General features: G+C 68.7%; 23 protein-coding genes. 9 read left to right on the forward strand and 14 right to left on the reverse strand.

Annotated elements, in window-relative coordinates:
* Positions 1 to 29 precede the first annotated feature (29 nt).
* Both nuoM and nuoN read left to right on the forward strand, forming a co-directional pair.
* A complete protein-coding gene (nuoM, locus tag OP498_RS04250) occupies positions 30 to 1574 on the forward strand; it encodes an NADH-quinone oxidoreductase subunit M (protein WP_280547081.1) in 1545 nt (514 codons plus the stop codon).
* On the forward strand, positions 1571 to 3034 hold the full coding sequence (nuoN, locus tag OP498_RS04255) for an NADH-quinone oxidoreductase subunit NuoN (RefSeq protein ID WP_280547080.1): 1464 nt from the start codon (positions 1571 to 1573) through the stop codon (positions 3032 to 3034). The genes nuoM and nuoN overlap by 4 nt, the downstream gene beginning before the upstream one ends.
* Before the next feature lie 64 nt (positions 3035 to 3098).
* On the opposite strand, the gene OP498_RS04260 is transcribed toward nuoN, so the two are convergent.
* From OP498_RS04260 to OP498_RS04285, 6 genes are all read right to left on the reverse strand, one after another.
* Positions 3099 to 4208, reverse strand: a complete 1110-nt coding sequence (locus OP498_RS04260) for a TRAP transporter substrate-binding protein (RefSeq protein ID WP_280547079.1) — start codon at positions 4206 to 4208, stop codon at positions 3099 to 3101.
* A 175-nt stretch (positions 4209 to 4383) separates the two neighbouring features.
* Positions 4384 to 5787: a TRAP transporter large permease subunit gene (locus OP498_RS04265; protein WP_280547077.1), complete on the reverse strand. Its 1404-nt coding sequence runs from the start codon at positions 5785 to 5787 to the stop codon at positions 4384 to 4386.
* Entirely contained in the window at positions 5787 to 6347 is a 561-nt protein-coding gene (locus OP498_RS04270) for a TRAP transporter small permease subunit (protein WP_280547074.1), read from the reverse strand. The genes OP498_RS04265 and OP498_RS04270 overlap by 1 nt, the downstream gene beginning before the upstream one ends.
* A 116-nt stretch (positions 6348 to 6463) precedes the next feature.
* Positions 6464 to 7309, reverse strand: coding sequence for an endonuclease/exonuclease/phosphatase family protein (locus OP498_RS04275; protein ID WP_280552696.1), 846 nt, complete (start codon positions 7307 to 7309; stop codon positions 6464 to 6466).
* 1 nt (position 7310) lies between these two features.
* On the reverse strand, positions 7311 to 7943 hold the full coding sequence (locus OP498_RS04280; RefSeq protein WP_280552698.1) for a thiol:disulfide interchange protein DsbA/DsbL: 633 nt from the start codon (positions 7941 to 7943) through the stop codon (positions 7311 to 7313).
* Between the two features lie 147 nt (positions 7944 to 8090).
* The gene (locus tag OP498_RS04285; protein ID WP_280547070.1) at positions 8091 to 8711 is read right to left on the reverse strand and encodes a c-type cytochrome; all 621 of its coding nucleotides are present in this window, start codon (positions 8709 to 8711) and stop codon (positions 8091 to 8093) included.
* A gap of 243 nt (positions 8712 to 8954) precedes the next feature.
* Here OP498_RS04285 and yihA point away from each other — a divergent pair, with 243 nt between their 5' ends.
* Entirely contained in the window at positions 8955 to 9596 is a 642-nt protein-coding gene (yihA, locus tag OP498_RS04290; protein WP_280547068.1) for a ribosome biogenesis GTP-binding protein YihA/YsxC, read from the forward strand.
* A 12-nt stretch (positions 9597 to 9608) separates the two neighbouring features.
* On the opposite strand, the gene OP498_RS04295 is transcribed toward yihA, so the two are convergent.
* From OP498_RS04295 to argH, 7 genes are all read right to left on the reverse strand, one after another.
* The gene (locus OP498_RS04295) at positions 9609 to 10352 is read right to left on the reverse strand and encodes an HAD family hydrolase (protein WP_280552700.1); all 744 of its coding nucleotides are present in this window, start codon (positions 10350 to 10352) and stop codon (positions 9609 to 9611) included.
* On the reverse strand, positions 10349 to 11266 hold the full coding sequence (locus OP498_RS04300; RefSeq protein ID WP_280547065.1) for a tyrosine recombinase XerC: 918 nt from the start codon (positions 11264 to 11266) through the stop codon (positions 10349 to 10351). The genes OP498_RS04295 and OP498_RS04300 overlap by 4 nt, the downstream gene beginning before the upstream one ends.
* A complete protein-coding gene (locus tag OP498_RS04305) occupies positions 11263 to 11979 on the reverse strand; it encodes a DUF484 family protein (RefSeq protein ID WP_280547063.1) in 717 nt (238 codons plus the stop codon). Before OP498_RS04305 ends, OP498_RS04300 begins: the two co-directional genes overlap by 4 nt.
* A 29-nt stretch (positions 11980 to 12008) precedes the next feature.
* Positions 12009 to 12842, reverse strand: a complete 834-nt coding sequence (gene dapF, locus OP498_RS04310; protein WP_280552702.1) for a diaminopimelate epimerase — start codon at positions 12840 to 12842, stop codon at positions 12009 to 12011.
* Positions 12842 to 14122 (reverse strand): diaminopimelate decarboxylase, encoded by a 1281-nt coding sequence (gene lysA, locus OP498_RS04315; protein ID WP_280552704.1) that lies wholly within the window; start codon positions 14120 to 14122, stop codon positions 12842 to 12844. The genes dapF and lysA overlap by 1 nt, the downstream gene beginning before the upstream one ends.
* A gap of 148 nt (positions 14123 to 14270) precedes the next feature.
* Positions 14271 to 14465 (reverse strand): lipoprotein, encoded by a 195-nt coding sequence (locus OP498_RS04320; RefSeq protein ID WP_280547060.1) that lies wholly within the window; start codon positions 14463 to 14465, stop codon positions 14271 to 14273.
* Positions 14465 to 15883, reverse strand: coding sequence for an argininosuccinate lyase (argH, locus tag OP498_RS04325; protein ID WP_280552706.1), 1419 nt, complete (start codon positions 15881 to 15883; stop codon positions 14465 to 14467). The genes OP498_RS04320 and argH overlap by 1 nt, the downstream gene beginning before the upstream one ends.
* 262 nt (positions 15884 to 16145) lie before the next feature.
* Between argH and hemC the strand changes: the two genes are divergently transcribed.
* Genes hemC through OP498_RS04345 form a run of 4 tightly spaced genes read left to right on the forward strand, consistent with a single transcriptional unit; the run spans position 16146 to position 20748 of the window.
* The gene (gene hemC, locus OP498_RS04330) at positions 16146 to 17087 is read left to right on the forward strand and encodes a hydroxymethylbilane synthase (protein WP_280547058.1); all 942 of its coding nucleotides are present in this window, start codon (positions 16146 to 16148) and stop codon (positions 17085 to 17087) included.
* Positions 17087 to 17881: a uroporphyrinogen-III synthase gene (locus OP498_RS04335; protein ID WP_280547057.1), complete on the forward strand. Its 795-nt coding sequence runs from the start codon at positions 17087 to 17089 to the stop codon at positions 17879 to 17881. Before hemC ends, OP498_RS04335 begins: the two co-directional genes overlap by 1 nt.
* 6 nt (positions 17882 to 17887) lie before the next feature.
* The gene (locus OP498_RS04340; RefSeq protein ID WP_280552708.1) at positions 17888 to 19468 is read left to right on the forward strand and encodes a uroporphyrinogen-III C-methyltransferase; all 1581 of its coding nucleotides are present in this window, start codon (positions 17888 to 17890) and stop codon (positions 19466 to 19468) included.
* Positions 19465 to 20748: a heme biosynthesis HemY N-terminal domain-containing protein gene (locus OP498_RS04345; protein WP_280552710.1), complete on the forward strand. Its 1284-nt coding sequence runs from the start codon at positions 19465 to 19467 to the stop codon at positions 20746 to 20748. Before OP498_RS04340 ends, OP498_RS04345 begins: the two co-directional genes overlap by 4 nt.
* A 181-nt stretch (positions 20749 to 20929) precedes the next feature.
* On the opposite strand, the gene ybiO is transcribed toward OP498_RS04345, so the two are convergent.
* Positions 20930 to 23260 carry a mechanosensitive channel protein gene (gene ybiO / locus OP498_RS04350; RefSeq protein WP_280552713.1) on the reverse strand — a complete coding sequence of 777 codons (2331 nt, stop codon included), beginning with the start codon at positions 23258 to 23260 and terminating at the stop codon, positions 20930 to 20932.
* A gap of 294 nt (positions 23261 to 23554) precedes the next feature.
* On the opposite strand from ybiO, the gene OP498_RS04355 reads away from it, so the two are divergent.
* Both OP498_RS04355 and OP498_RS04360 read left to right on the forward strand, forming a co-directional pair.
* Entirely contained in the window at positions 23555 to 23944 is a 390-nt protein-coding gene (locus OP498_RS04355; RefSeq protein ID WP_280552715.1) for a CrcB family protein, read from the forward strand.
* The gene (locus OP498_RS04360; protein WP_280552718.1) at positions 23941 to 24333 is read left to right on the forward strand and encodes a CrcB family protein; all 393 of its coding nucleotides are present in this window, start codon (positions 23941 to 23943) and stop codon (positions 24331 to 24333) included. The genes OP498_RS04355 and OP498_RS04360 overlap by 4 nt, the downstream gene beginning before the upstream one ends.
* Positions 24334 to 24393: the final 60 nt, after the last annotated feature.

Genomic DNA, 24393 nt, shown 5'->3' on the forward strand with positions numbered 1-24393 from the left:
AGGGTTCAACGACAGGGAAGGCACCATCTATGACGCTGTTCTGGCTGATCCTGATCCCCTTCATCGGGGGCCTGCTGTGCTGGCAGGCAGAACGCTTCGGTGACCTGCTGCCGCGCTGGATCGCGCTGGCGACGATGCTGATCGAACTGGCGATCACCCTGGGGCTATGGTTCCACGGCGACTATCACCTGGCCAATGCCGGGATGGCCAGCGATTCAGTGCGCTGGTCGATGGAGTGGCGGGTGGCCTGGATTCCGCGCTTCGGCATCGAGGTACACCTGGCGCTCGACGGCCTGTCGCTGGTGCTGATCGCGCTGACCGGCTTCCTGGGCGTGCTGGCGGTGCTCTGCTCGTGGCACGAGATCGTGCGCCGTGTGGGCTTCTTCCATCTCAACCTGCTGTGGATCCTCGGTGGGGTGGTCGGGGTGTTCCTGGCCATCGACCTTTTCCTGTTCTTCTTCTTCTGGGAAATGATGCTGGTGCCGATGTACTTCCTGATCGCGCTGTGGGGGCACAGCGGCTCGGAAGGACGTACCCGCATCCGCGCGGCGACCAAGTTCTTCATCTACACCCAGGCCAGCGGACTTGTGATGCTGGTGTCGATCCTCGGCCTGGTATTCGCGCACCATGCCAACACCGGCGAATACTCCTTTGCCTATGCCACGCTGATGCAGACGCCACTCTCCGAATCCACGGCGATGTGGCTGATGCTGGGCTTCTTCGTGGCCTTCGCCGTCAAGCTGCCGGTGGTGCCGGTGCATGGCTGGCTGCCCGATGCCCATGCCCAGGCCCCCACCGCCGGCAGCGTCGATCTGGCGGGTATCCTGCTCAAGACCGCGGCCTATGGCATGCTGCGCTTCGCCCTGCCGCTGTTTCCCGAAGCCTCCCAGGCGTTCGCCCCGGTGGCCATGACCCTGGGCGTGATCGGGATCTTCTATGGCGCACTGCTGGCCTGCGGCCAGCAGGACATCAAGCGGCTGATCGCCTATACCAGTATCGCCCACATGGGCTTCGTGCTGATCGGCATCTACGCCGGTACCCCGCTGGCCCTGCAGGGCGTCGTACTGATGATGGTCGCCCATGCCTTCTCGGCGGCGGGGTTGTTCATTCTCAGCGGGCAGCTCTACGAGCGCCTGCACACCCGTGACATGCGCGAGATGGGTGGCCTCTGGGGGCGCCTGGGCAGCCTGCCGGGCTTCTCGCTGTGCTTCGTCGCCGCTTCGCTGGGCATGCCGGGGACCGCCAACTTCCTGGGCGAATTCCTGATCCTGTTCGGCAGCTTTCCGGTGGCCCCCTGGGTGGTGGTGATCGCCAGCGTCGGCCTGGTTCTGGCGGCGATCTATTCCCTGTTGCTGATGCAGCGGGTGTACTTCGGCCCCCCGCAGGGAGAGGGGATGTTGGCCGACCTCGACCACCGTGAATACGTGATGTTGCTGACGCTGCTGGTGTTAGTGTTGCTGTTCGGGCTCTATCCCCAGCCCCTGCTGGATACCACCGCGGCAGCCATGGGTGAGGTACAGCGCCTGTTCGGTGCCGTGCCTCAGTCGACCACTCTGCTGACGGGAATGCCATGACGTTGACCGCGACGCACCTGCTGGCCCTGGCACCACCGATCCTGGTCTGCATCACGGCCATCGTGGTGATGCTGGCGATCGCCTGGCGACGCCATCACACGGGTATCGCCATCGTCACCGTGGTGGGCCTCAACCTGGCGCTGCTGTCGCTGATCGGCGTGTGGCGCATGGCGCCGCTGGCGGCGCCGATGCTGGCCATCGACGGTCTGGCGATCTTCGCTGCGGTGCTGATCCTGGTGGCGGCGTTGGCCTGCGCGACCCTGGCGCATGCCTATCTGGCACAGCACAGCGGTCCTCGGGAAGAGTTCTATCTGCTGCTGCTGTGCGCCACGGCCGGTGGCTTGGTGCTGTCGGCCAGTACCCACCTGGCGACGCTGTTCTTCGGCCTGGAGCTATTGTCGATCCCCCTCTATGGCATGCTGGCCTATGTCTACGGCGAGCGCCGCTCCCTCGAGGCGGGGGTCAAGTATCTGGTGCTGTCGGCCACGGCGACCACTTTCCTGCTGTTCGGCATGGCACTGCTGTACGCCGAGACCGGTCATCTTGATGTCGCCGGGCTGGCGGCGCGACTCGGTGGCGAGCTCGGTGCCTGGGGGCTGGCCGGGGCTGCCCTGATGATGATGGGTCTGGCCTTCAAGCTCTCGGTCGTGCCGTTTCACATGTGGACCCCAGACGTCTACCAGGGTGGGCCTGGTCCGGCGGCCACCTTCCTGGCCACGGCCAGCAAGGTGGCCGTATTCGTGGTGCTGCTGCGCCTGGTGATAACGGCCCCGGCCTTCCAGGATGGCTGGTTGCACAACGTGCTGGCGGTGCTGGCGATTCTCACGATGCTGGTCGGCAATCTGCTGGCGCTGACCCAGTCGAACCTCAAGCGCCTGCTGGGCTATTCGTCGATCGCCCACTTCGGCTACCTGCTCACCGCGCTGGTGATCGGCGATGGCCTGTCGGTCGAGGCCTCCGCTGTCTACCTGGTGACCTACCTGCTTGCCACCCTGGGTGCCTTCGGGGTAGTCACGCTGCTCTCCAGCCCCTATGTCACCGGCACCCAGGGCGGCGAGGACACGGCAGCGCTGCACCACTATCGCGGGCTGTTCTGGCGGCGTCCCTACCTGACCGCGGTGCTGACGATCACCCTGCTGTCACTGGCGGGGATTCCCTTCACCGCCGGCTTCATCGGCAAGTTCTATATCATCGCCCTGGGCGTCGAGGCCGAGCGCTGGTGGCTGGTTGCCGCCGTGATCCTGGGCAGTGCCATCGGGCTTTTCTACTACCTGCGGGTGATGGTCACGCTGTTCCTCGCCGAGGCGGGCATGCAGCGGCGTGATGCGCCCGAGAACTGGGCGATCCAGGCCGGTGGCGTGGTGGTGCTGGGGGCGGCCGCCCTGGTGGTGGTGCTGGGGATCTATCCGGCCCCGATGATCGACTGGATGCACCATATCGAGGTGCTGGTCGGCGGTTGAGGAAACCGCCGGGCCCCCCGTGGGGGATGCGCTACCGGGCCAGGGCCCGGTAGCGCTCAGGCGATCATTCGCTGGTGGAGTCGCCTTCCGGGTTGCGGGCGTTGTAGTAGGCCTGCTCGGAGATGGCGTGATAGTCCACCACCTTGTTCTGGAAGGCCTGGTAGGAGTCGTAGATCTTCCGGGCCATGTCGCTTGACTCGGCGAGCTCGGCAACCACGTCGGCGGAGTGCTTCTTGGCTTGGGCCAGGACGTCGTCCGGCAGGCGGCGCAGTTCCACGTCGTGCTCGTTGACCAGGGTTTCCAGGGCGTCGTTGTTGCGGGCGGTGTACTCATCCAGCACATCGGCATTGATGTCGCGCACCGCGGTGCGCAGGATCGCCTGCAGGTCGGCGGGCAGCGAGGCATAGGCCTCTTCGTTGATGATCGCCTCGAACATCACGGTCGGCTCGTGCCAGCCTGGGTAGTAGTAATAGTCGGCGGCCTGGTGCAGGCCGAAGGCCAGGTCGTTGTAGGGGCCGATCCACTCGGTGGCGTCGATGGCGCCGGACTGCAGTGACGTGAAGATCTCGCCGCCCGGCATGTTGACGATGGCCACGCCCATGCGGTCCATCACCTCGCCGCCCAGGCCCGGCATGCGCATCTTCAGGCCGTTCAGGTCGTCGACGGAGTTGATCTCCTTGTTGTACCAGCCGCCCATCTGCACGCCGGAGGCGCCAGCGACCAGCACGTCGACGCCGAAGTCGTCGTAGAGCTCATTCCAGAGCTCCATACCGCCACCGTAGTGCAACCAGGCGTTCATCTCCTGGGCATTCATGCCGAAGGGCACGGCGGCGAAGAACTGGGCGGCCGGCGCCTTGCCCTTCCAGTAGTAGGAGGCGGAATGGCCCAGCTCCGCGGTGCCCTCGGAGACGGCGTCGAACACCTCGAAGCCCGGCACCAGCTGGCCGGCGCCGAAGACCTCGATGGTCAGGCGCCCGTCGGACATCTCCTCGACGAGTGTCGACAGGCGCTCGGGCCCCTGGCCGACGCCCGGAAAGTTCTTCGGCCAGGAGGTGACCATCTTCCACTCGAAGGTTTCCTGGGCCTGCGCCGTGTTGCCGACGCTGGAGACCAGCATCAGGCCGGAGACGGCACCGCTCATGGCTACGGCGACGGCGAGTGATCTGAGTTTCATGTGCTTTCCCTCTGGGTATTGTGGGTCTTGTCGTTGAAAGCCCTCGCGAGGGCTGGCGTGTGTCCGGCGGCCACGGGGGCCAGCCGGGTGGCACCGCAGGCGGTGCCGGAAAACGGCCTGTCCTGGCGTCGCCGGTCCGCGCGGGCCGGGAACCCTTGCGTGTCCCCTCGGCCGGTTAGAACTGCCCCGGCAGCCAGGTGGCGAGCCCCGGGAAGAAGGCCAGAGCCAGCAGCATGCACAGCTGCAGCCCGATGAACGGGATCACCCCCTTGTAGATCGCCGAGGTGGGCACTGACTCCGGGGCCACACCGCGCAAGTAGAAGAGCGCGAAGCCGAAGGGCGGCGTCAGGAAGGAGGTCTGCAGGTTGATGGCGATCATGATGCCCAGCCAGATGGGGTCGAGCCCCATCGCCAGCAGGATCGGCCCGACGATGGGTACCACCACGAAGGTGATCTCGATGAAGTCGAGGATGAAGCCGAGCAGGAAGATCACCAGCATCACGACCAGGGTGGCGCCCACCACGCCGCCGGGCATGTTGTTGAAGACCTCGTGGATCAGCTCCTCGCCGCCATAGGCGCGGAACACCAGCGAGAAGAGCGCGGCACCGATCAGGATCATGAACACCATGGTGGTGACATGGGTCGTCGAGCGCAGCACCTCCCTGAGGGTGGCGAGGTCCAGGCGCCGATAGGCCAGCGACAGGACAAGGGCGCCGAAGGCACCGACGCCCGCTGCCTCGGTGGGCGTGGCGAAGCCGCCGAGAATCGAGCCCAGCACGGCCACTATCAGCACGATGGGCGGCACCAGCCCCTTGAGCACCAAGAGCCCCAGGCCCCCTTCATGACCCAGCTCGGCCATCAGTTCCTTGCGGTCAGCAGGCGGGGCGGAAGCTGGCCTGAGCCAGGCGACCACGGAGACATAGGCGATGTAGAGCACCACCAGGATCAGCCCTGGCACCAGGGCACCCATGAACAGATCGCCCACCGAGACCGTCTTGGGGCTGAAGATGCCCATCGAGAGCTGGGCCTGCTGGTAGGCGGAGGAGAGCACGTCACCGAGCAGCACCAGGGCGATGGAGGGCGGGATGATCTGTCCCAGGGTGCCGGTGGCGCAGATGGTGCCGGTGGCCAGCGGCATGCTGTAGCCGCGCTTGAGCATGGTTGGCAGCGACATCAAGCCCATGGTCACCACGGTGGCGCCGACGATGCCGGTAGAGGCCGCCAGCAGCATCCCCACCAGGGTCACCGAGATGCCCAGGCCGCCGCGCAGCGAGCCGAACAGCAGCGCCATGGCATCGAGCAGGTTCTCGGCGACCTTGGACTTCTCCAGCAGCACCCCCATCAGCACGAACAGCGGCACCGCCAGCAGGGTCTGGTTGGTCATGATGCCGTAGAGACGATTGGGGAAGGCGCCCAGGTAGCCAGCGTCGAAGTTGGCATCGATCCCCAGGGCCTCGAAGCCCAGCCCCAGGCCCGCGAAGGCCAGCGCGGTGCCGGCCAGCGACAGGGCGACGGGATAACCGGCCATCAGCACCATGCAGATGACGACGAACAGCACCAGCGGCATGAACTCCAGCATCACAGGCGCTCCTCGGCGTGGTCGTGGTCATGGGCGGGGGGATCCATGCGTCCGGTGAGGACCAGGAAGTGGCGGGTGGCTTCCACCAGGCCCTGCAGAAGCATCAGGCCGGCGAACAGCGGAATCAGGGTCTTGAGCAGGAAGACGCCGGGGATGCCGCCGGAATCGGGCGAGCCCTCGAGAATGCTCCATGACCGGCCGACGTAGCTCAGGCTCGTGAGGATCACGAAGGCCATCACCGGCAGCAGCAGGAAGAGGGTGCCGCAGAGATCGACCAGCGCCTTGCGCCTCGGCGTCATGGCGCGGTAGAAGATATCCACTCGCACATGGCCGTCATGTTTGAGGGTCCAGGCCGCGGCCAGCATGAACACCGTGGCATGCATGTACATCACCGACTCTTGCATGGGGATGCTGTTGAAGCTGAAGGCGTAGCGCAGCACCACGATCAGGAACTGGATCAGCATCATCGCCAGGACAAGCCAGGAGAGGCTCCTGCCGAGCCATTCCGAGGCACGGTCGAGCCAGGCAATGACGCCTGGCAGCTCGCGGGATTGGGCCATGGGTGTGGGTCTCGCTGTTCGGTCTTCGCGTCTGGTGGGGCATCATGGTCGCACATCGGCGGGCCGGCAGCAGCCACTCGAACCAACGTTGCCTATACGGTAGTGCGCGGTGACCGTCAGCGTCGCCGCCGGGCGGCGCCGTGGGTGGCGCCGTGGGTGGCGGCCCGGCAGGTTTCCAGGCAGGCCTCGGGCAGCCGGATATCCACGGCGATGGGCAGGTGGTCCGAGAAGAGGTGGTCGAGCACTCGCACCTCGTCGGCCTGGAGGGACTTCGAGAGTAGGATGTGGTCCAGGGCCCGGCGGGGCTGCCAGGAAGGATAGCTGAGCGGCGGGCGTACCGGATGCAGCGGCAGCGAGGCACAGAAGCGCGCGTGGCCGTGGAGCTGGTCGGGGGTGCAGTTGAGGTCCCCCATCACCACCACATGGCGCAGCGGCTGGATGATCTCGCTGAGGTAGTCGAGCTGGCGCACCCGGCCGCGGTGGCTCAGCGCCAGGTGGGCGACGAACAGGTGCAGGGCATCGGGACCCTCGCCGTAGCGGGCATGGATGGCGCCGCGGCCGGGCAGGGTGCCGGGCAGGCGATACTCCTCGATGCGGGCCGGGGGCAGTCGCGACAGCAGCCCGTTGCTGTGTTGGGCGATGCGGCCCAAGTTGCGGTTGAGCTGCTGGAAATGGTGGGGAAAGCCGGCATGGCTGGCCAGGTACGCCACCTGGTTGACCTGGCTCGAGCGGAAGCTCCCGCCGTCGGCCTCCTGGAGGCCGACGATGTCGAAGCGACCGAGCACCTCGCCGATCATGTCCAGACGCCGCAGCCGGTTCGGGTGCGGTAGCAGGTGCTGCCAGCTGCGCGTCAGGTAGTGGTGGTAGGCCGAGGTCTGTATGCCCACCTGCAGATTGAAGGTGAGCAGCTTCAGGTGGCCACCCTCGAGCAGCGGCGTCCTTGCCTCGGCCAGATGGGACATCTCAGTCAGCACGCTCCTCGCGGACCCGCTCGACCAGGGCACCGGCCACCTGCGGCATGTTGTCGAGGCTACCGGCCGAGCTCGGCGTGACCAGGTAGCGGCCATCGACGATCAGTGCTGGCACGCCCATCAGCTGCATCTGGCGCATGCGGGCATGGGCCTGGTTCACCTTGCCCTTGACGCCGAAAGAGCCCAGCGCCTCGCGGGCCTCCTTCTCGCTGACGCCATAGTCGCTGAAGAAGGCGGTGATGGCCTCGGGCTCGGTCAGGCTGCGCCCCTCCTCGTGGATGGCGTGGAAGAAGTCGTCATGCAGGGCGTCGAGGATCCCCAGTTGCTGGGCCGCATAGAAGGCGAACGCATGCGTGTTCCAGTCGCCGCCCATGGTGGCTGGCATGCGCTGGAAGGCGACATCCTCGGGCTGCTCGGCGACCCAGGCGTTGAGCGGGTCCTCCAGGTTGTAGCAGTGGGGACAGCCGTACCAGAAGGCCTCGGTCACCTCGATGCGCTGGTCCTCGACCTGGGTCTCCACCGGGTTGTCGAGCACCTCGTAGTGCTCGCCCTCGACGAGGGACTGGGCGGTGGCCAGGCCCGGCAGGGCGAGGCCGGCGAGGACGAGCATCAGGGGCTTGAGCATGGGGTTCTCCTTGAAAGAATCGTGATCCAGTGCCGATGGAGGGCACATCGCTGGCTTTGAGTCTCGCCCGCGGCTGGGGTTCCCCGCAGACACCGAGGGCGGCCAAAGGCCGCCCTCGGCGTGCCAGCGCGGTGCGCCGGGTCGGCCTCAGTGCAGGCCGAGCACGTAGTTGGCCACGGCTTCCATGTCGCGATCGCTCAGCTTGGAGGCGATGTCGCCCATCATGTTGGCCGGGTCGTTGTTGCGCGCGCCGGAGGCGAAGGCCTTCAGGTTGGCTACCACGTAGTCGTGCTTCTGGCCGGAGAGCGCCGGGTAGACGGCGCTGCCGATGCCCCCGCCGGTGGGTGTGTGGCAGGCGGCGCAGGCGGGGACGCCCTTGGCCATGTCGCCGGCACGGTACAGTTCACGGCCACGTTCGATCAGCGCCTCGTCGGCGTCGGCCTGGCCCAGGGCGGGGTCCATGTCGGAGAAGTAGACCGCCACGTCCCAGGCGTCCTGGTCGGAGAAGTTGTCCACCTGGCCGGCCATCTGGGGCACCATGCGGTTGCCGTCACGGATGTCCATGATCTGCTTGGCCAGGTAGGAGGCCTGCTGACCGGCCAGGTTGGGGAAGATGCCGGACGGGCTGATGCCCTGCTGCCCGTGGCAGGCGGCGCATGCCTGCGCCTTGTTCTTGCCCGCCGCGGCATCGGCATCCGCTTGAAGGTCTGCATGGGCCATGCCGACGGCGCCCATGGTGATTGCCAGGCTTGCCAGTAGCTTTCTCATCGCTGTTCCACTATCCCGTTACGTTGTTGGCCGGTACGTACCCCGGGTGCCGCCCGATCCTCGAGGCCGGGTGCCCTCTGGCCGGTCGTCGCCGACGCCCTGTGGTCGGTCGCTGACGGCCGGAGCACGGTGGTATACTGGTGCGCCCCGGGTCGCAGACAAAGACACTGCATTATAACGGAACACCCGAGCCGCGGGAATGCAAGCCGTGGCGCCCTTGATCAACGTCAGGATTTTCCCGCCATGTCGCGACTCAACACTCGCCTCAACTCTCGCTTCAATTATCAGGCCTCCCGTTTCCTCACCAGCGCCCCGACCCTGGCCAAGTGCCCGCCGGACGAGGGGGCCGAGGTGGCCTTCGCCGGCCGTTCCAATGCCGGAAAGTCCAGCGCCATCAATGCCCTGACGCGGCAGAAGGCGCTGGCCCGTACCTCCAAGACGCCAGGGCGTACCCAGCTGATCAACTTCTTCGTGCTGGGCGAGGACGCCGGCCACCGGCTGGTCGACCTGCCGGGCTACGGCTATGCCAAGGTGCCCGAGCAGGTCAAGCTGGAGTGGCAGCGCCATCTCTCCGACTACCTGCGGCGCCGCGGCTCGCTGCGCGGGCTGGTGTTGGTGATGGACGTGCGCCACCCGCTGACGGAGTTCGACCAGACCCTGCTCGGCTGGGCCGACGAGGCCGGCATGCCCGTTCATATCCTGCTGACCAAGGCCGACAAGCTGAAGAGCGGCGCGGCGAAGGCGGCACTGCAGCAGGTGCGCACGCGGCTGCGTGAGTGGGAGGACCTGGTCAGCATTCAGCTCTTCTCCGCCCTCAAGAAGCAGGGCATCGAGGAGGTGCACGAACGCCTCGATGGTTGGCTGCTCGATCCCGAGCAGGGCTGACCCCGGAGGGCCCTAGCCCTTACGCTCCAGGCGGTCGATCAACGCCGGCAGCTCTCGCACGTGGCCAAGGCGGTACACCCCCGTGGGGAGCTCGCCGGCATGGGGCGTGTCGGCGGCGATCCAGGCCGCGCGCATGCCCAGGCGCAGGGCCGGCAGCACGTCCTCCTGCCAGGAATCCCCCACGTGCAGCGCCCGGGAGGGCGGCGTGGCGAGCCGCGCCAGGGCGGCGAGGAAGGGGCGGGCGTCCGGCTTGGGCGCCTGGATCTCGCCGGCGGCGATGGCTACCCGGAAATGCCGGTGCAGCGCCAGGCGGTGCAGCGCCAGGTTGCCGTTGGTGATGGCCCCCAGCCGGTAGCGGCCGCCGAGCCCCTCGAGCAGCGGCTCCACCTCGGGATGGGGCGAGACCGCGAGGCGCAGTTCGTGGAAGCGCGCCAGGGTCGCGGCGGCCCACAGCCAGGCGGCGCTGCGCGGCAGCCCGAAGGCCTCCAGCAGCTCGACGAGGGCGCGTTCGCGCAGCCAGCTGAAGTCACCGCGACGCAGCGGGTGTCGCTCGGCGAGGCGTCGGCGGCTGGCCTGGTAGGCCGCCAGGGGGAAACGCTCGGCGAAGCGGCCGAGGTGCGTCTCGCCGCGGTTGGCCAGCCAGTCGCTCAGGGCCTCGTCGAGCCAGGCGTAGTGGCCGGCCTCGGTGCGCGCCATCACGCCGCGGTTGTCCCACAGGGTGTCATCCAGATCGAAGGTGATCGCCCGCAGGGTCATGACGGCTTTCCGCCATCGTCGGAGCGGCGTCGTGCCCGGGGGTGGGCCGCGTCGTAGCTCGCCGCCAGGTGCTGCCAGTCGAGCCGGGTGTAGACCTGGGTGGTGGCGAGGTCCGCATGGCCCAGCAGCTCCTGCACGGCCCGCAGGTCCTGGCTCGACTCTAGCAGGTGGCTGGCGAAGGAGTGGCGCAGCCGGTGCGGATGGAGGTGCTCGGCTAGGCCCCTGGCCCTGGCCAGCTCGGCCAGCCGCTTCTGGATGGCGCGATGGCCCAGCCGGGCGCCGCGCACTCCGACGAACAGCGCCGGCGTGTCGCGGTCGGCCAGCTGGACGCGCACCGCCCGCCAGGCGTCCAGGGCCTGGCGCGCCCGGCGCCCCACCGGCACCTGGCGGGGCTTGCCGCCCTTGCCCAGCACCCGCACCCGCTGCGGCTGGAGGTCGCCGAGGTCCAGCGCCGCCAGCTCGGCCAGGCGCAGGCCGCTCGAATAGAAGAGTTCCAGCATCGCCTGGTCGCGCCGGGCCAGGGGCGAGCCATCGTGGGGGGTGTCGAGGAAGCGGGCCAGCTGGTCCACGTCCAGGGGGCGCGGCAAGTGCCGGGGCTGGCGCGGCGTGCGCACCAGGGGCACCGGGTTGTGGCGCAGCCGGCCGGCCTGCACCAGGTGGCGGGCGAAGCCCGAGATGGCCGCTCGCCGCCGGGCCAGGCTGCGCGGGGCCTGCCCCCGCATGCGCTCGCTGCCCAGGAAGCGGCGCAGCAGGGCGGCATCCAGCGCTGACCAGTCGTCGATGGCCTCGGCCTCGAGGAAGGCCACCAGGGCCGCCAGGTCACGCCGGTAGGCGTCCACCGTGGCCGGACTGGCAGTGCGGGCCAGCCCGGCCAGGAAGACCTCGACCTCGGCGCCCAGCGCACGACCGGTCACGGCGAGGCCGGGGCCAGGCGCACCAGCAGCCGCGCCACCACCTCGGCCACGTACTCGGTGAACAGGGTATCCATGCTGGCGCGGAAGTGGTCCGGGTCGGGGCTCGCCAGCACCAGGTAGCCCAGCGGCTCGCCCAGGGTCAGCCGCGACAGGGCGCAGGAGCCGGCCTTGTCGGGCGCCGGCACATGGGGCAGCAGGCGCTTCCAGTCGGTCGGCGTCAGTCGCGTGCAGCGGCTGGGGCGGCCGTCGAGCAGGGCGGCCAGGCGCTGGCCGGCATGGTCGTCGAGGACCTGGCGCGGGGCCTGAGGCGGCCGCGGCTCGGCATCGGTCAGGCTGGCCGGACACCACAGCGCCAGCGCCGGGGTATGGAAGCGCTCGGCGAGCTGGGTGGCCAGCGCCTGGCCCAGGGCGTCGTTGTCCTCGGCCTCGAGCAGCGCCAGCACCAGCTCGCGGGTGCGGCGATACTGGCCCTCGTTGTGGCGGGCCGACTCCAACAGCTGCTCCAGGCGCCATTCGGCCTGCTCGGCGCGGGAGCGCAGGTCGTGGACCAGCCGCTCGAGCAGCGAGGTGGCGCCACGGGCCTCGGGATGCGGGACCTTGAGCTGCTGCAGCAGGCCCTCGCGACCGACGAAGAAGTCCGGGTGACAGGCCAGCCACTGGGCCACCCGATCGGGGTCGAGGGTCTTGCGCGGGTCGGGGGCGGCTCGGGTCATGGGAGCTTCTCCTTTGGTGGCGGGGCGACTCAGTTCAGGACGACGCGGCCGTCGAAGACGCGCTCGGCGGGACCGGTCATGATCAGGGAGGCGTCGCCGCCGGCCCACTCGATGCGCAGGTCGCCGCCGCGCAGGTGGACGGTGACCGGGCTTTCCAGCAGCCCTCGGCGGATGCCGCTGGCCACCGCGGCGCAGGCGCCGGTACCGCAGGCCAGGGTCTCGCCGCTGCCGCGTTCATACACCCGCAGGCGGATCTCGTGGGGCGTCACCACCTGCATGAAGCCCACGTTGACCCGCCGCGGGAAGCGCGGATGGGCCTCGAGGGCCGGCCCCAGGCGCTCGACGGGGGTCGTGTCGACGTCGTCGACGCGCAGCACCGCATGGGGGTTGCCCATCGACACCACGCCTACCTCGAGGCGCTCGCCGTCCACTTCCAGCGGGTGGAGCAGGCGGTCCTCGGCGGCCTCGAAGGGCAGTGCCTCGGGGGCGAAGCGCGGTGTTCCCATGTCGACGCGGACCCGGCCGTCGTCCTCGACCACCAGGGTCAGCGGACCGCCGGCGGTCTCGACATGGATCTCGTGCTTGTGGGTCAGGCGCTGGTCGCGCACGAAGCGGGCGAAGCAGCGGGCGCCGTTGCCGCAGTTCTCCACCTCGCTGCCGTCGGCGTTGTAGATCCGGTAGCGGAAGTCCATCTCCGCGTCCCGCGGCGGCTCGACGACCAGCAGCTGGTCGAAGCCGATGCCGAAGCGGCGGTCGGCCAGCTGGCGGATCTGGTCGTCGGCCAGGCGGGCCCGCTGGGTGACCAGATCGACCACCATGAAGTCGTTGCCCAGCCCCTGCATCTTGGTGAAGTGCAGCAGCATCAGCGTGCCTCCCCCTCGTCGTCGGGCAGCAGCGACTCGCCCGCCCACAGCGCTTCCAGGCGCTCGCGGCGGCGTACCAAATGGGCGCGGTCGCCGTCGACCATCACCTCGGCGGGGCGCGGGCGACTGTTGTAGTTCGAGGCCATCGCAAAGCCGTAGGCGCCGGCGGAGCGCACCGCCAGCAGGTCGCCGGCGGCGATGGCGAGCGCGCGCTCCTTGCCCAGGAAGTCGCCGGTCTCGCAGACCGGGCCGACCACGTCATAGGTCGCGGTGTCGCGCGGCTTGCGGGTATCCACCGCCAGGATCGCCTGCCACGCCTGGTAGAGGGCGGGGCGGATCAGGTCGTTCATGCCGGCATCGACGATGGCGAAGTTCCGGGTCTCGCCGGGCTTGAGGTACTCGACCCGGGTCAGCAGCACCCCGGCATTGGCGGCGATGGAGCGGCCCGGCTCGAAGAGCAGGGTCAGACGCTCGCTGCCCGGCCACTTCGACAGCCGCTCGAGCAGGGCGGTGGCATAGTCGAAGGGCGCCGGCGGGCGTTCGTCGCGGTAGGGCACGCCGAGGCCGCCGCCCAGGTCCAGGTGTTGCACCTCGATGCCGCGCTCGCGCAGGCGTTCGAGCAGCGCCAGCAGCCGGTCGAGGGCGTCGAGGAAGGGCGAGAGCTCGGTGAGCTGGGAGCCGATATGACAGTCCAGGCCGGTGACGCGCACGTTGGGGAGCGCGGCGGCCAGCTCGTAGACGGCCAGCGCCTCGTCCACCGGGATGCCGAACTTGTTGTCCTTGAGCCCGGTGGAGATGTAGGGGTGGGTGCCGGCGTCCACGTCCGGGTTGACCCGCAGCGACACCGGGGCGACCTTGCCGAGCCGCCCGGCCACGACGTCGAGGCGCTCGAGTTCCGGGCGCGACTCGACGTTGAAGCACTTGATGCCTACCTCCAGCGCCCGGGCCATCTCGGCCTGCTGCTTGGCCACGCCGGAGAAGACCACCCTGGCCGGGTCGCCGCCGGCGGCCAGCACCCGTTCCAGCTCGCCCACGGAGACGATGTCGAAGCCGGCGCCGAGCCTCGCCAGCAGCCCCAGCACCGCCAGGTTGCTGTTGGCCTTCACCGCATAGCAGATCAGGTGGGGATGGCTGCCCAGCGCCTCGGTGTAGGCGCGGAAATGGCGTGCCAGGGTGGCCCGGGAGTAGACGTAGCAGGGGGTGCCGACCTCGTCGGCGATGCGGGTCAGCGGCACGTCCTCGCCGTAGAGGACGCCGTCGCGGTATTCGAAATGGTCCATGCTAGCTCTCGCTTCGGAGAAACGTTGATTTATTGCTGCGCTCGATATCCTGGCCGCCGGCGGTGCGCGCAATCCTCATTGAGCAGCCAGTCAACTCCGGTTGCTGTGCTCCGGCGGCGATCAGCCTATCTTTCGCTCGCGACATAAATCAGCGCTTCTCTTGGGAATCGGTGTCGTCGTCCTGCCGGGCCGCGTCCTCGTCCGACGCCTCCTGCTGGCCGGCAGGGTCGTAGCGCTCGGCGGCCGCCTCGTCGCCGGGCAGGTAGAGCGGGCCCTTCTGGCCGCAGCCGGCCAGGGCCAGTCCCATGGCTATTCCCAGGGTCAGGGGGGCGAGGCGACGCATCAGGCCTGGCCCGTCAGGGTCGCCAGGGCGTCACGGGCCCGCTGGGCCGCGGCGCGCACCTGGTCCGGGGCGGTGCCGCCGATATGGTTGCGGGCGGCCACCGAGCCCTCCAGGGTCAGCACCTCGAAGACGTCTGCCTCGATGGTGTCGGAGAACTGGCGCAGCTCCTCGAGGGACATCTCGGAGAGGTCCTTGTGCTTCTTGAGGCCGAAGGCCACGGACTGGCCGACGATCTCGTGGGCATCGCGGAAGGCCACGCCCTTGCGCACCAGGTAGTCGGCCAGGTCGGTGGCGGTGGAGAAGCCGCGGCGGGCGGCCTCGGCCATGCTGGCCTTGTTGGGTTCGATGGCCGGCACCATGTCGGCGAAGGCGCGCAGGCAGCCCTTGACGGTATCCAGGCTGTCGAACAGCGGCTCCTTGTCCTCCTGGTTGTCCTTGTTGTAGGCCAGGGGCTGGGATTTCATCAGCGTCAGCAGGCCGATGAGGTGGCCGTAGACGCGGCCCGTCTTGCCGCGCACCAGTTCCGGCACGTCCGGGTTCTTCTTCTGCGGCATGATCGAGGAGCCGGTGCAGAAGCGGTCGGGCAGGTCGATGAAGTCGAACTGGGCGCTGGTCCACAGCACCAGCTCCTCGCTCATGCGCGACAAGTGCATCAGCAGGATGCTGGCGAAGGCCGTGAACTCGATGGCGAAGTCGCGATCGCTCACCGCATCGAGGCTGTTCTCGGCAGGGCGCTCGAAGCCCAGCAGCTCGGCGGTGACGTGACGGTCGATGGGGTAGGTGGTGCCGGCCAGCGCCGCCGCCCCGAGCGGCATCACGTTGACCCGCCGGCGGCAGTCGAGCAGGCGCTCGTGGTCGCGGGCGAGCATTTCCTGCCAGGCCAGCAGGTGGTGGCCGAAGGTCACCGGCTGGGCGGTCTGCAGGTGCGTGAAGCCGGGCATGATGGTGTCGGCTTCGCGGTCGGCCAGGGTGATCAGCCCCTCGCGCAGGCGGGCCAGCTCGGCGCCGACCACGTCGATCTCGTCGCGCAGGAAGAGGCGGATGTCGGTGGCCACCTGGTCGTTGCGTGAGCGGCCGGTATGCAATTTCTTGCCGGTGATGCCGATCTTGTCGGTGAGCCGCGCCTCGATGTTCATATGCACGTCCTCGAGGGCCACGGACCACTCGAAGGCGCCAGACTCGATCTCGCCGCGGACCTCGCCGAGCCCCGCGATGATGGCGTCGCGCTCCTCGTCGGTCAGCACCCCGACCCGCGCCAGCATGGTGGCATGGGCGATCGAGCCCTGGATGTCGTGAAGGGCGAGGCGCTGGTCGAAGTCGACCGAGGCGGTGAAGCGTTCGACGAAGGCGTCGGTGGGCTCGCTGAAACGGCCGCCCCAGGACTGGTTGGTGCCGGGGTTGGGTGAACTCGGGCTCATCGGGCTGGGCATCCTGCTAGATGATTGCGGTGGGTGACGGCCGGCGGGCCGGCCGCAGTGCCGCCGGGGCGGCACTACCTTGACATGGCGGAAAGTGTACCAGAGTCCGTGAGGCTGGCGAGGGACGGCAGCGCAAGGTCGCCGCGGGACGACGCGATTTTTCCTGCCCCGCGCGGTGCTTTATGATGAGGGATATCCATGACATCACCGGGCGCCGGCACAACGTGCGCCAACGGCAGGCAACCCGGTACGGGAGAACCACGTGCAAGCCATCAATACCCTGCGTATCGCCACCCGCAAGAGTCAACTGGCCATGTGGCAGGCCGAGCATGTCCGCGACCGACTGATGGCTGCCCATCCCGGCCTGAAGGTGGAGCTGGTGGCCATGTCCACCCGCGGCGACAAGATCCTCGACACGCCGTTGGCCAAGGTCGGCGGCAAGGGGCTGTTCGTCAAGGAGCTGGAGGAGGCGATGCTCGACGGCCGCGCCGACATCGCCGTGCACTCCATGAAGGATGTGCCCATGCACTTTCCCGAGAGCCTGGGGCTCTCGGTGATCCTCGAGGGCGCCGAGCCCACCGACGCCTTCGTCTCCAACCACTACGCCTCCCTGGATGCGCTGCCCGAGGGCGCGCGCATTGGCACCTCGAGCCTGCGGCGCGGCCTGCAGATGCGCGAGGCGCGCCCCGATCTCGAGGTCCTGAGCCTGCGTGGCAACGTCCAGACCCGGCTAGGCAAGCTTGACGACGGCGAGTTCGACGCCATCCTGCTGGCCACCTCCGGCCTCCGGCGGCTGGGACTCGACGATCGCATCACCATGGAGCTGCCCCCCGAGGTCTGCCTGCCGGCCTGCGGCCAGGGGGCGCTGGGTATCGAGTGTCGCCTGCACGACCCCGAACTGCTGGCGCTGCTCACCCCCCTGGACGACGCGACCACCGCGACCCGGGTGCGCGCCGAGCGTGCCATGAACACTCGCCTGGAGGGGGGCTGCCAGGTGCCCATCGGTGGTCATGCGGTGTTCGAGGATGACGGCCAGACCCTGTGGCTGCGTGCCCTGGTGGGCAATCCGGAGGGTACCCGGGTGCTGCGTGCCGAGGGGCGCGGCTCCCTGCATGAGCCGGAGGCCCTGGGCATTCGCGTCGCCGAGGAGCTGCTCGACCAGGGCGCCGGCGAGATCCTCGCCGAGGTCTACGGCGCCGTCTGATGGCAGACCTGCCGGTACTGATCTCCCGCCCGGGCGAACGGGCCGGTCCGCTGGCTGCAGCCATCGAGGCCCGAGGCCTTGCCGTCAATCGCCTGGACGTCATGCACCTCGAGGCGTTGCCGGACGCCCCGGCGACGCGGACTGCCTGGCTGGACATCGACCACTTCCATAAGGTGGTGGTGGTGAGCCCCTTCGCGGCCGAGTGCCTGGTCGAAGCGCTGGAACGCTACTGGCCGCAGCTGCCGGTGGGCATCGACTACTATGCCGTGGGGGCCTCCACCGCCGCCCTGCTGCATCGGCGTCTGGGGGTGCGGGTCCATGTGCCGTCGCCGTCGGCCGGCGAGGACACCAGCGAGGCGCTGCTGCGGCTCGCCTCGCTGCAGGCCCTCGAGGAGCGGCGCGTGCTGCTGGTCGCCGGCGAAGGGGGGCGCCCCCTGATCGCCGAGACCCTGGCGGCACGCGGCGCCCGGGTGACCCGGCTGGCGGTCTATCGCCGCCGCCTCCTCGACCCCGATCTCGCCATGCAGGCGCGCTTGGCGAATGGCGATTATCGTGCGCTGGTGGTCAGCAGCGGAGAAATCCTCGAACATCTGGCAAGATGGTGCACAGACGCCGCCTTGAACCAACCGCTAATCGTTTCCAGCGCCCGGTTGGCTACACTGGCCGGCAGGCTGGGGTTTCGTTTCCCCGTCGTGGCGTCGGGTGCCACGCCTGCCGCCCTGGCGGTCGCGGTCGCCAGGAGCAGCGCCCCGGAGGAGGCCGATGTCGATCATGATGATCTCGAAAAGGGCTAGCGACAGATGAGCAAGCAACCACACGATCAGGATGAACAGCAGGCGCCCTCCGGCGCGGAACCGGCGAACTCGGGGGGCGAGGCCGACAAGCCGTCGGCTTCCGGCAGGCGCCGTTCACGGCGCTATGACAAGGCCGGCGGCAAGCAGGCCGCCGGCGCGTCGCAGGGCAAGCCGGATGCCACCGAGGCGCCCGCCGCGGCCCGCGAGTCCGGCGCCGGGAAGGCGCCTTCCGCCGCGGCCGAGTCGTCCGCCAGTCCGGCAAAGGCCGACAAGCCTGCCTCCGGCGGCGACAAGCCCGCGGCGGAAAAACCCACCGCCCAGCAGCCTGGCGCGGAGAAGCCGAGCGCAGAAGAGAAGCCCAGCGCGGACAAGCCCAGCGCGAGCCAGGCATCCAGCGCCAAGCCTGCTTCCCCGAAGAGTGGGTCCGACAAGCCCGCCAGTGCCGACAAGTCGGCCAGTGGCAACAAGGCCGGCAGTACCGGCAAGCCCGCCGGCAACGGTGGTGCCGGCGGCGGCAGGCCCGCGAGCGCGGCGGCTGACGGCGGCGGCAAGCGCGGTGGCAAGGCCGGAATCCTGGCCCTGGTGCTGGTGATCCTGCTGGCCATCGGCGTGGGTCTGTTGGGCTGGCAGGGTTGGCAGCGGCTGGAGGCCCAGCAGCAGCGCCTTGCCGCGCTGCCCGACGACGTGGCCAGCCAGTCACAGATCGGCGAGCTGCAGGGGCGTCTCGAGAGCGCCGAGAGCGAGCGTAACGCGACGCTGGACTCGGCCCTCTCCGATCTGCGCAGCGAATTTGCCGACTACCGCAGCAGCGTCGACGAGACCTTGGACAAGGTGCTCGACGAGCTCTCCCGTGAGCAGAGCACCGACGAGCGTGACTGGCTGCACGCCGAAGCGGCTTATCTGCTGCGCCTGGCCAACCAGCGCCTGCAGCTGGAGCGCGATGTCGAGGGCGCTGCCGCCCTGCTGCGCACCGCCGACGCGCGGCTGCGCGAGGCCGACAACCCGGCCCTGACGCCGGTGCGCCGCGAGATCGCCTCCGAGCTTGCCGCGCTGGATTCGGTGCCGCAGGTCGACCGTACCGGGCTCTACCTGGCGCTCAACGCCCAGCAGGAGCAGCTCGCCGGCCAGCCACTGGCCCAGGATGTCGAGGAAGTCACCGCCGGTGCCACCCTCGAGGAGGCCCCCTCGGGCGGCTGGCGGGAGCAGCTGGCGCGTTTCGGTGGCGAGCTCAAGGACCTGGTCACCGTGCGCAAGCATGACCAGGCCCTCGAGGCGCTGATCTCGCCGGAGCAGGAGTCCTACCTGCGCCAGAGCGTGCGCCTGGTGCTCGAGCAATCCCAGCTGGCGCTGCTCAAGGAGGAGCAGGCGCTCTATGAGGCCAGCCTCGACAAGGCCCTGACGCTGATCCGCGGCTACTACGATACCGACGCCGGCGGCGTCCAGGCGGTGATCGAGCGTCTCGAGGCTCTCAAGCAGCGCAGCATTCACCCGGAGCTTCCCGATATCAGTGGCTCCCAGCAGGCGCTGGCGGCCTTCATCGAGCGGCGCTTCGAGAGTCGTGACGACGGCCAGGGAGATGACGCATGAGAAAGCTGATCCTGATCGTGGTCCTGGGCCTGGCGCTCGGGGCGCTGTTCGGCCAGCTGATGATGTCGGTGCCGGGCTACTGGCTGGTGCGGGTGGGCGACACCTCCCTCCAGACCTCCTTCTGGTTCGGCCTGGTGCTCCTGCTGGCCGCCTTCATCGTGCTGCACTTCGGCCTGCGCCTGCTGATGCGCCTGACGCGGCCGGTGAGTCGCTTCAAGGTGTGGAACAGCCGTGCCCGTAACCGCAACGCCATGAAGCGCACCGTGCGCGGCCTGGTGGCGCTGGCCGAGGGGCGCTGGAAGAAGGCCGAGAAGTCACTGGTCAAGGCGGCCGACGACTCCAGTACGCCGCTGGTCAACTACCTCTCGGCGGCCCTGGCGGCCCACTATCAGGGGCGCTACGAGCAGGCCGACACCCTGCTCAAGCGGGCGCACCTGAGCACCGAGGGGGCCGACACCGCGGTGGGCATGATGCAGGCCCAGCTGATGCTGGACCGCCAGCAGTACGAGGAGGCGCTGGCGATCCTCACCCGCCTGGACCGCCATCTGCCGAACCACCCCCAAGTGCTCAAGCAGCTCAAGCAGGCCTACCTCAGCGTCAGCGACTGGGATGGCCTGCGCCACCTGATGCCCCGTCTGGGGGCCCAGCAGCTGGTCTCCCGCGAGGAGCGCGAGCAGCTCGAGCAGCGCGCCTACCGCGAGCTGATCGGCCAGGAGGCGCGCAATCCCGGTGACATCGAGCGGGTCCGCAACCTCTGGGCCGACATGCCGGACCACCTGCGCACCAACACCGACCTGATCGTGCTCTATGCCGAGGCGCTGGTGCGGGGCCACGAGGAGGGCATCGCCGAGCGGCTGCTGCGCCACTCGCTCAAGGAGCACTGGGACAGCCGCCTGGTGTTGCGTTATGGCCTGCTCGACGTGGATGCTCGCCGGCAACTGGTGCTCGCCGAGAAGTGGCTGCAGGAGCGGCCCAACGACCCGGATCTGCTGCTGACCCTGGGGCGCCTGTCGCTGCGCAACGCCTACTGGGGCAAGGCCCAGGAGTACTTCGAGGCGAGCCAGCGCCAGCGGCCCAGCGGGGTGGCCTGTGCCGAGCTGGCCCGGCTCTATGCCAACCTCGGCGAGCACCAGAAGAGCCAGCTCTTTTACCGCCAGAGCGTCGAACTGCTCGACAAGTCGCTGCCTTCCTTGCCTCAGCCGAGCGAGGAGCCGCACGAGGAGCCGCACGAGGAGCCGCACGAGGAGCCGCACGAGGAGAAGCAGAGCAAGACGGCCTGAGCGCTCCGCCGCCGGGCCGGCCAGTGATCCACTTTCAAGGGGCGCCAGATGGCGCCCCTTGTATTGCCTGGTCATCCGCGATTGCCAGTTGCGGTGGGTGGCCGCCGCCCTTCCCCAAACGCCAGCGGGGCTGCCTATCGGCAGCCCCGCTGTTCGCACGCGTGGCAGTATCGCCAGGGCGTCAGGAACTTTCGACGTCACTCCCACCAGGGTTGCGATGGTCGGGGTCGGCGATCTCCTGGATGCCGTGCTTGGGGTCATCATCCTGATGGGGCGCGGCCCCCTTGCGCTGCCGTGCCGTGGACTCCAGCACCCGCACATTGGCGGCCGGTGAACGTCCCGCCTTGTCCTCGCCGAAGTAGAGCGTGGTGTGCGGGAAGGGAATCTCTATGCCGGCCTCGTCGAAGCGCAGCTTGACCAGGCGGTTGTAGGCACGGCCCACGGCCCACTGGTCACCCGGCGTGGTCTTGATCACCACCCGGATGTTCACCGAGCTGTCGGCCAGCGCCACGACGCCGGCCACGGTGAGCGGTTCCAGCAGCTTGTGGCCGTGCTCATCGCTGGCCTGGAGGTCCTCGAAGGCCCGCTTGAGCTGTTCGATGGCCTCGTCGATGCTCTCGCGGTAGGCGATGCCGTACTCGCCCACATGGTTGCCGAACTCGCGCATGTAGTTGGAGACGGTATCCACGCTGGAGAAGGGCACGATGTGGTAAGTGCCGGAGAGATCACGGATGCCCACCGAGCGGATGCTGAGCTTCTCGGCGGTGCCGGTGACGCCCCCCACCGTGACCACGTCGCCGGTATTCATGGCGTTCTCCACCTGAATGAAGATGCCGGTGATGATGTCCTGCACCAGCTTCTGGGAGCCGAAGCCGATGGCCAGGCCCAGCACGCCGGCACCGGCGATCAGCGGGCCGATGTTGATGCCGATCTCGGCCAGCACGATCATCGCGGTCATGGTGATCAGTGCGATGGCCAGGGCGTTACGGAACAGGGCCAGCAGGGTCTGGGCGCGGGCCGAGGGCACGCCGCTGCCGGTCTCCGGATTGAGCTTGTGCTCGATCAGGCTGGCCAGGCCCAGCCAGACGGCCACGGCGATCACCAGGATCGCCGCCACGCTGATTACCATGCCGACCAGGCCGCGGCCCGCCTCTGAGGCGTACCAGGCCGCCAGGTCGAAGGCGCCCCAGGCGTTCAGCACCACCAGGATCACCGCAATCAGGATCAGGGTGCGGATGACCCGCAGGGCATTGGGCACATAGCTGTTGAGCCGTGGCTCGAGCAGCGGCAGCTTGCGGCGCAGGTCGTCGCTCAGCCGGATGCGCCGGCCGATGGTCTGGGTCAGGAAGCTGGAGGCCAGCATGCCCACCAGCACGGTCGCCAGGGTCTTGAGGGTGGCGATGAGCACGAAGGGCAGGGCATCCGCGGGGCGGGTCAGGGTGAGCACCAGCACCATCACGAAGTAGGCCAGGGCGAACAGGTGCCAGGTGCGGGCGAACAGCTGCAGCGAGACCCGGCTGGCCGCCATGGTGGCGTTATTGGCCTTGTGGTTGAGGGCGTCGCGGAGGCGAACCCGGTTGCGCAGCACCACGGCGACCGCATAGATGAAGGCACCGACCATGATCAGGGTGCCGATGCTCTGGCCCAGGGTCGGCGACAGGTAGACGTTGACCAGCGGCACCACCACCATCAGGCCATAGCCCACCAGCCCGATCAGACGGGCAATCCAGCCATTCCAGTAAGCGGCGTCCTCGGCTCCCACCGGCAGCAGGCGCAGCCCCTCGTAGCGTGACGAAAAGAGCATGCGCACGGCCGCCTTGAGTAGCTCGATCACCAGGAAGGCGTTGAGGAACAGCGAGGCACGGGTGGAGAGTTCGCCGGTCTCGCCTACCGCGAAGGTGGCGACCAGGTTGCCACCCACGTAGGCCAGGGCCACCACCGCCACGTCGATCACGGCCGCCAGGGCTACGCAGAGCACCAGGCGCAGCACCGGGGTCAGACCCTGGCCGTTGAGCGACCACCGGCTGATGCGCGTGAACAGTGGCCGGGCCAGCCGGCGGATGGCCACGAACAGCACGAAGGTGGCCAGTATCACCAGCCCGAGGTTGATGGTGGCGCTGGTGAAGGCGGCCGTGTCGAAGCTGCTGGTCGCATCGGCACTGCCGGTGAACAGCCCGCCGAGCACTTCCACCAGGCTGGTGAACTGGCTACCGACATCACCGACGATGCGGCTGGTGGCTTCAGCCAGCTGCCTGGGCAGCGAGGGCTCGGAGACGGCGGTGATCGACTCGGCAGCCGCCGATTCGGAGGCGGCGACGTTACCGGCCATGCCGCGCAGCTGGTCGATCAGCTGCTGACGTGACTGCTCGTTCTCGAGCAGGTCGGCCAGGGTGGAGTAGGCCGGTGGCTCGCTGCCGGCATCGGCCTGCTGGGCCTGGGCCGGGGTGGCGAGTGCCACCAAGGCAATCAGCAGCCAGGCGAGGATGGCAGGGATGGCTCGCATTGGGTTCACGCGGTGACCTCCGTCTCTTGGCGTATTGACGATGTGGTGTCAGGGTTACGATCGTTTATCAGCATGATACGGACTTTGACCCGGGGTCACGACCCGCGCTGTCATCGCATTTTCATGTACATTAATTGTACATCATGGTAATATTGTGCGAATATTGTGTCCAGCAGCGACTCGAGGGTCCCTGCCCCCTGCAAGGCAAGCATGCGATACTCTTGGCCATCCTCATCGGGTGGCCTTTTTTTGGCGCTTCGTCGCCATCGTCCTGGGGCCTTTCCCGCAACGCCTGGAGAGTGGATGAGCATCGACCCGCTGGTGCTGCTGGCCGTGGCCGGTGGCGGGGGGTTGGGCGGCATGGCGCGCCTGGCGGTGAGCAATGTCGTGACCCGTTACCTGGGGGCCGGCTTGCCCTGGGGGACCCTGGTGGTCAACCTGAGTGGCGCCCTGCTGATGGGCATGCTGGCCGGGGGGCTGGGCCTGCCCGGGCCCGTGGCGGGGCCGGCCTGGTCGCTGCTGGCCATCGGCCTGCTGGGGGGCTACACCACCGTCTCCTCCTTCAGCCTGCAGACCCTGACGCTCTGGCAGCAACGGCGCATGGCCGCGGCCCTGGGCTACGTCGCCCTGACCCTGGGAACGGGGTTCGCGGCCCTGCTGGCCGGGACCTGGCTGGCGGGGGGCCTGCCTTGATCGCCTGGCGTGCCTATGGTGCCCTGGGGCTGGGCAGTGCCCTGGGGGCCACGCTGCGCTACTTGGCCGCGCTGGCGCTGGCGGGGCCGGCCTTCCCCTGGGCCACCCTGGCGGTGAATGGCCTCGGTTCCTGGCTGATTGCCGGTTTCGCCGCCTATGCCGCCCGCCGCACTCGCGGCCGGGTCGCGCGCTGGCAACCCTTCCTCGTCGGCGGTTTCTGTGGCGGCTTCACCACCTTCTCGCTGTTTGGCCTGGAGACACTGGACCTGATGCAGCAGGGCCGCCAAGTGGCGGCCCTGAGCTATGTGGCGGTCAGTCTCGTGGTATGGCTGGGCGGCGCCTGGGCGGGACATCACGCCGGGCAGCGGCTGGCGCTCGCCCGGCAGTGAGAGGCCTCAGCCCTTGGTCTTGCCCTTCTTGTCGCCCTTGGCAGCCGATTCGCCGCCGCG

Origin of the sequence: Halomonas sp. 25-S5, from assembly GCF_029889845.1 — a bacterium.
Lineage (GTDB): Bacteria > Pseudomonadota > Gammaproteobacteria > Pseudomonadales > Halomonadaceae > Halomonas.

Coding starts and splice junctions, on each gene's coding strand:
- OP498_RS04275 (WP_280552696.1), bottom strand. CDS start 7,309: ATGTCCCATCTGGCCGAGGCAAGGACGCCGCTGCTCGAGGGTGGCCAC.
- lysA (WP_280552704.1), bottom strand. CDS start 14,122: ATGGACCATTTCGAATACCGCGACGGCGTCCTCTACGGCGAGGACGTG.
- OP498_RS04280 (WP_280552698.1), bottom strand. CDS start 7,943: ATGCTCAAGCCCCTGATGCTCGTCCTCGCCGGCCTCGCCCTGCCGGGC.
- OP498_RS04285 (WP_280547070.1), bottom strand. CDS start 8,711: ATGAGAAAGCTACTGGCAAGCCTGGCAATCACCATGGGCGCCGTCGGC.
- OP498_RS04295 (WP_280552700.1), bottom strand. CDS start 10,352: ATGACCCTGCGGGCGATCACCTTCGATCTGGATGACACCCTGTGGGAC.
- yihA (WP_280547068.1), top strand. CDS start 8,955: ATGTCGCGACTCAACACTCGCCTCAACTCTCGCTTCAATTATCAGGCC.
- OP498_RS04340 (WP_280552708.1), top strand. CDS start 17,888: ATGAGCAAGCAACCACACGATCAGGATGAACAGCAGGCGCCCTCCGGC.
- argH (WP_280552706.1), bottom strand. CDS start 15,883: ATGAGCCCGAGTTCACCCAACCCCGGCACCAACCAGTCCTGGGGCGGC.
- OP498_RS04355 (WP_280552715.1), top strand. CDS start 23,555: ATGAGCATCGACCCGCTGGTGCTGCTGGCCGTGGCCGGTGGCGGGGGG.
- OP498_RS04270 (WP_280547074.1), bottom strand. CDS start 6,347: ATGGCCCAATCCCGCGAGCTGCCAGGCGTCATTGCCTGGCTCGACCGT.
- OP498_RS04265 (WP_280547077.1), bottom strand. CDS start 5,787: ATGCTGGAGTTCATGCCGCTGGTGCTGTTCGTCGTCATCTGCATGGTG.
- OP498_RS04260 (WP_280547079.1), bottom strand. CDS start 4,208: ATGAAACTCAGATCACTCGCCGTCGCCGTAGCCATGAGCGGTGCCGTC.
- OP498_RS04335 (WP_280547057.1), top strand. CDS start 17,087: ATGGCAGACCTGCCGGTACTGATCTCCCGCCCGGGCGAACGGGCCGGT.
- OP498_RS04320 (WP_280547060.1), bottom strand. CDS start 14,465: ATGCGTCGCCTCGCCCCCCTGACCCTGGGAATAGCCATGGGACTGGCC.
- OP498_RS04305 (WP_280547063.1), bottom strand. CDS start 11,979: ATGACCCGAGCCGCCCCCGACCCGCGCAAGACCCTCGACCCCGATCGG.
- dapF (WP_280552702.1), bottom strand. CDS start 12,842: ATGCTGCTGCACTTCACCAAGATGCAGGGGCTGGGCAACGACTTCATG.
- nuoN (WP_280547080.1), top strand. CDS start 1,571: ATGACGTTGACCGCGACGCACCTGCTGGCCCTGGCACCACCGATCCTG.
- nuoM (WP_280547081.1), top strand. CDS start 30: ATGACGCTGTTCTGGCTGATCCTGATCCCCTTCATCGGGGGCCTGCTG.
- OP498_RS04345 (WP_280552710.1), top strand. CDS start 19,465: ATGAGAAAGCTGATCCTGATCGTGGTCCTGGGCCTGGCGCTCGGGGCG.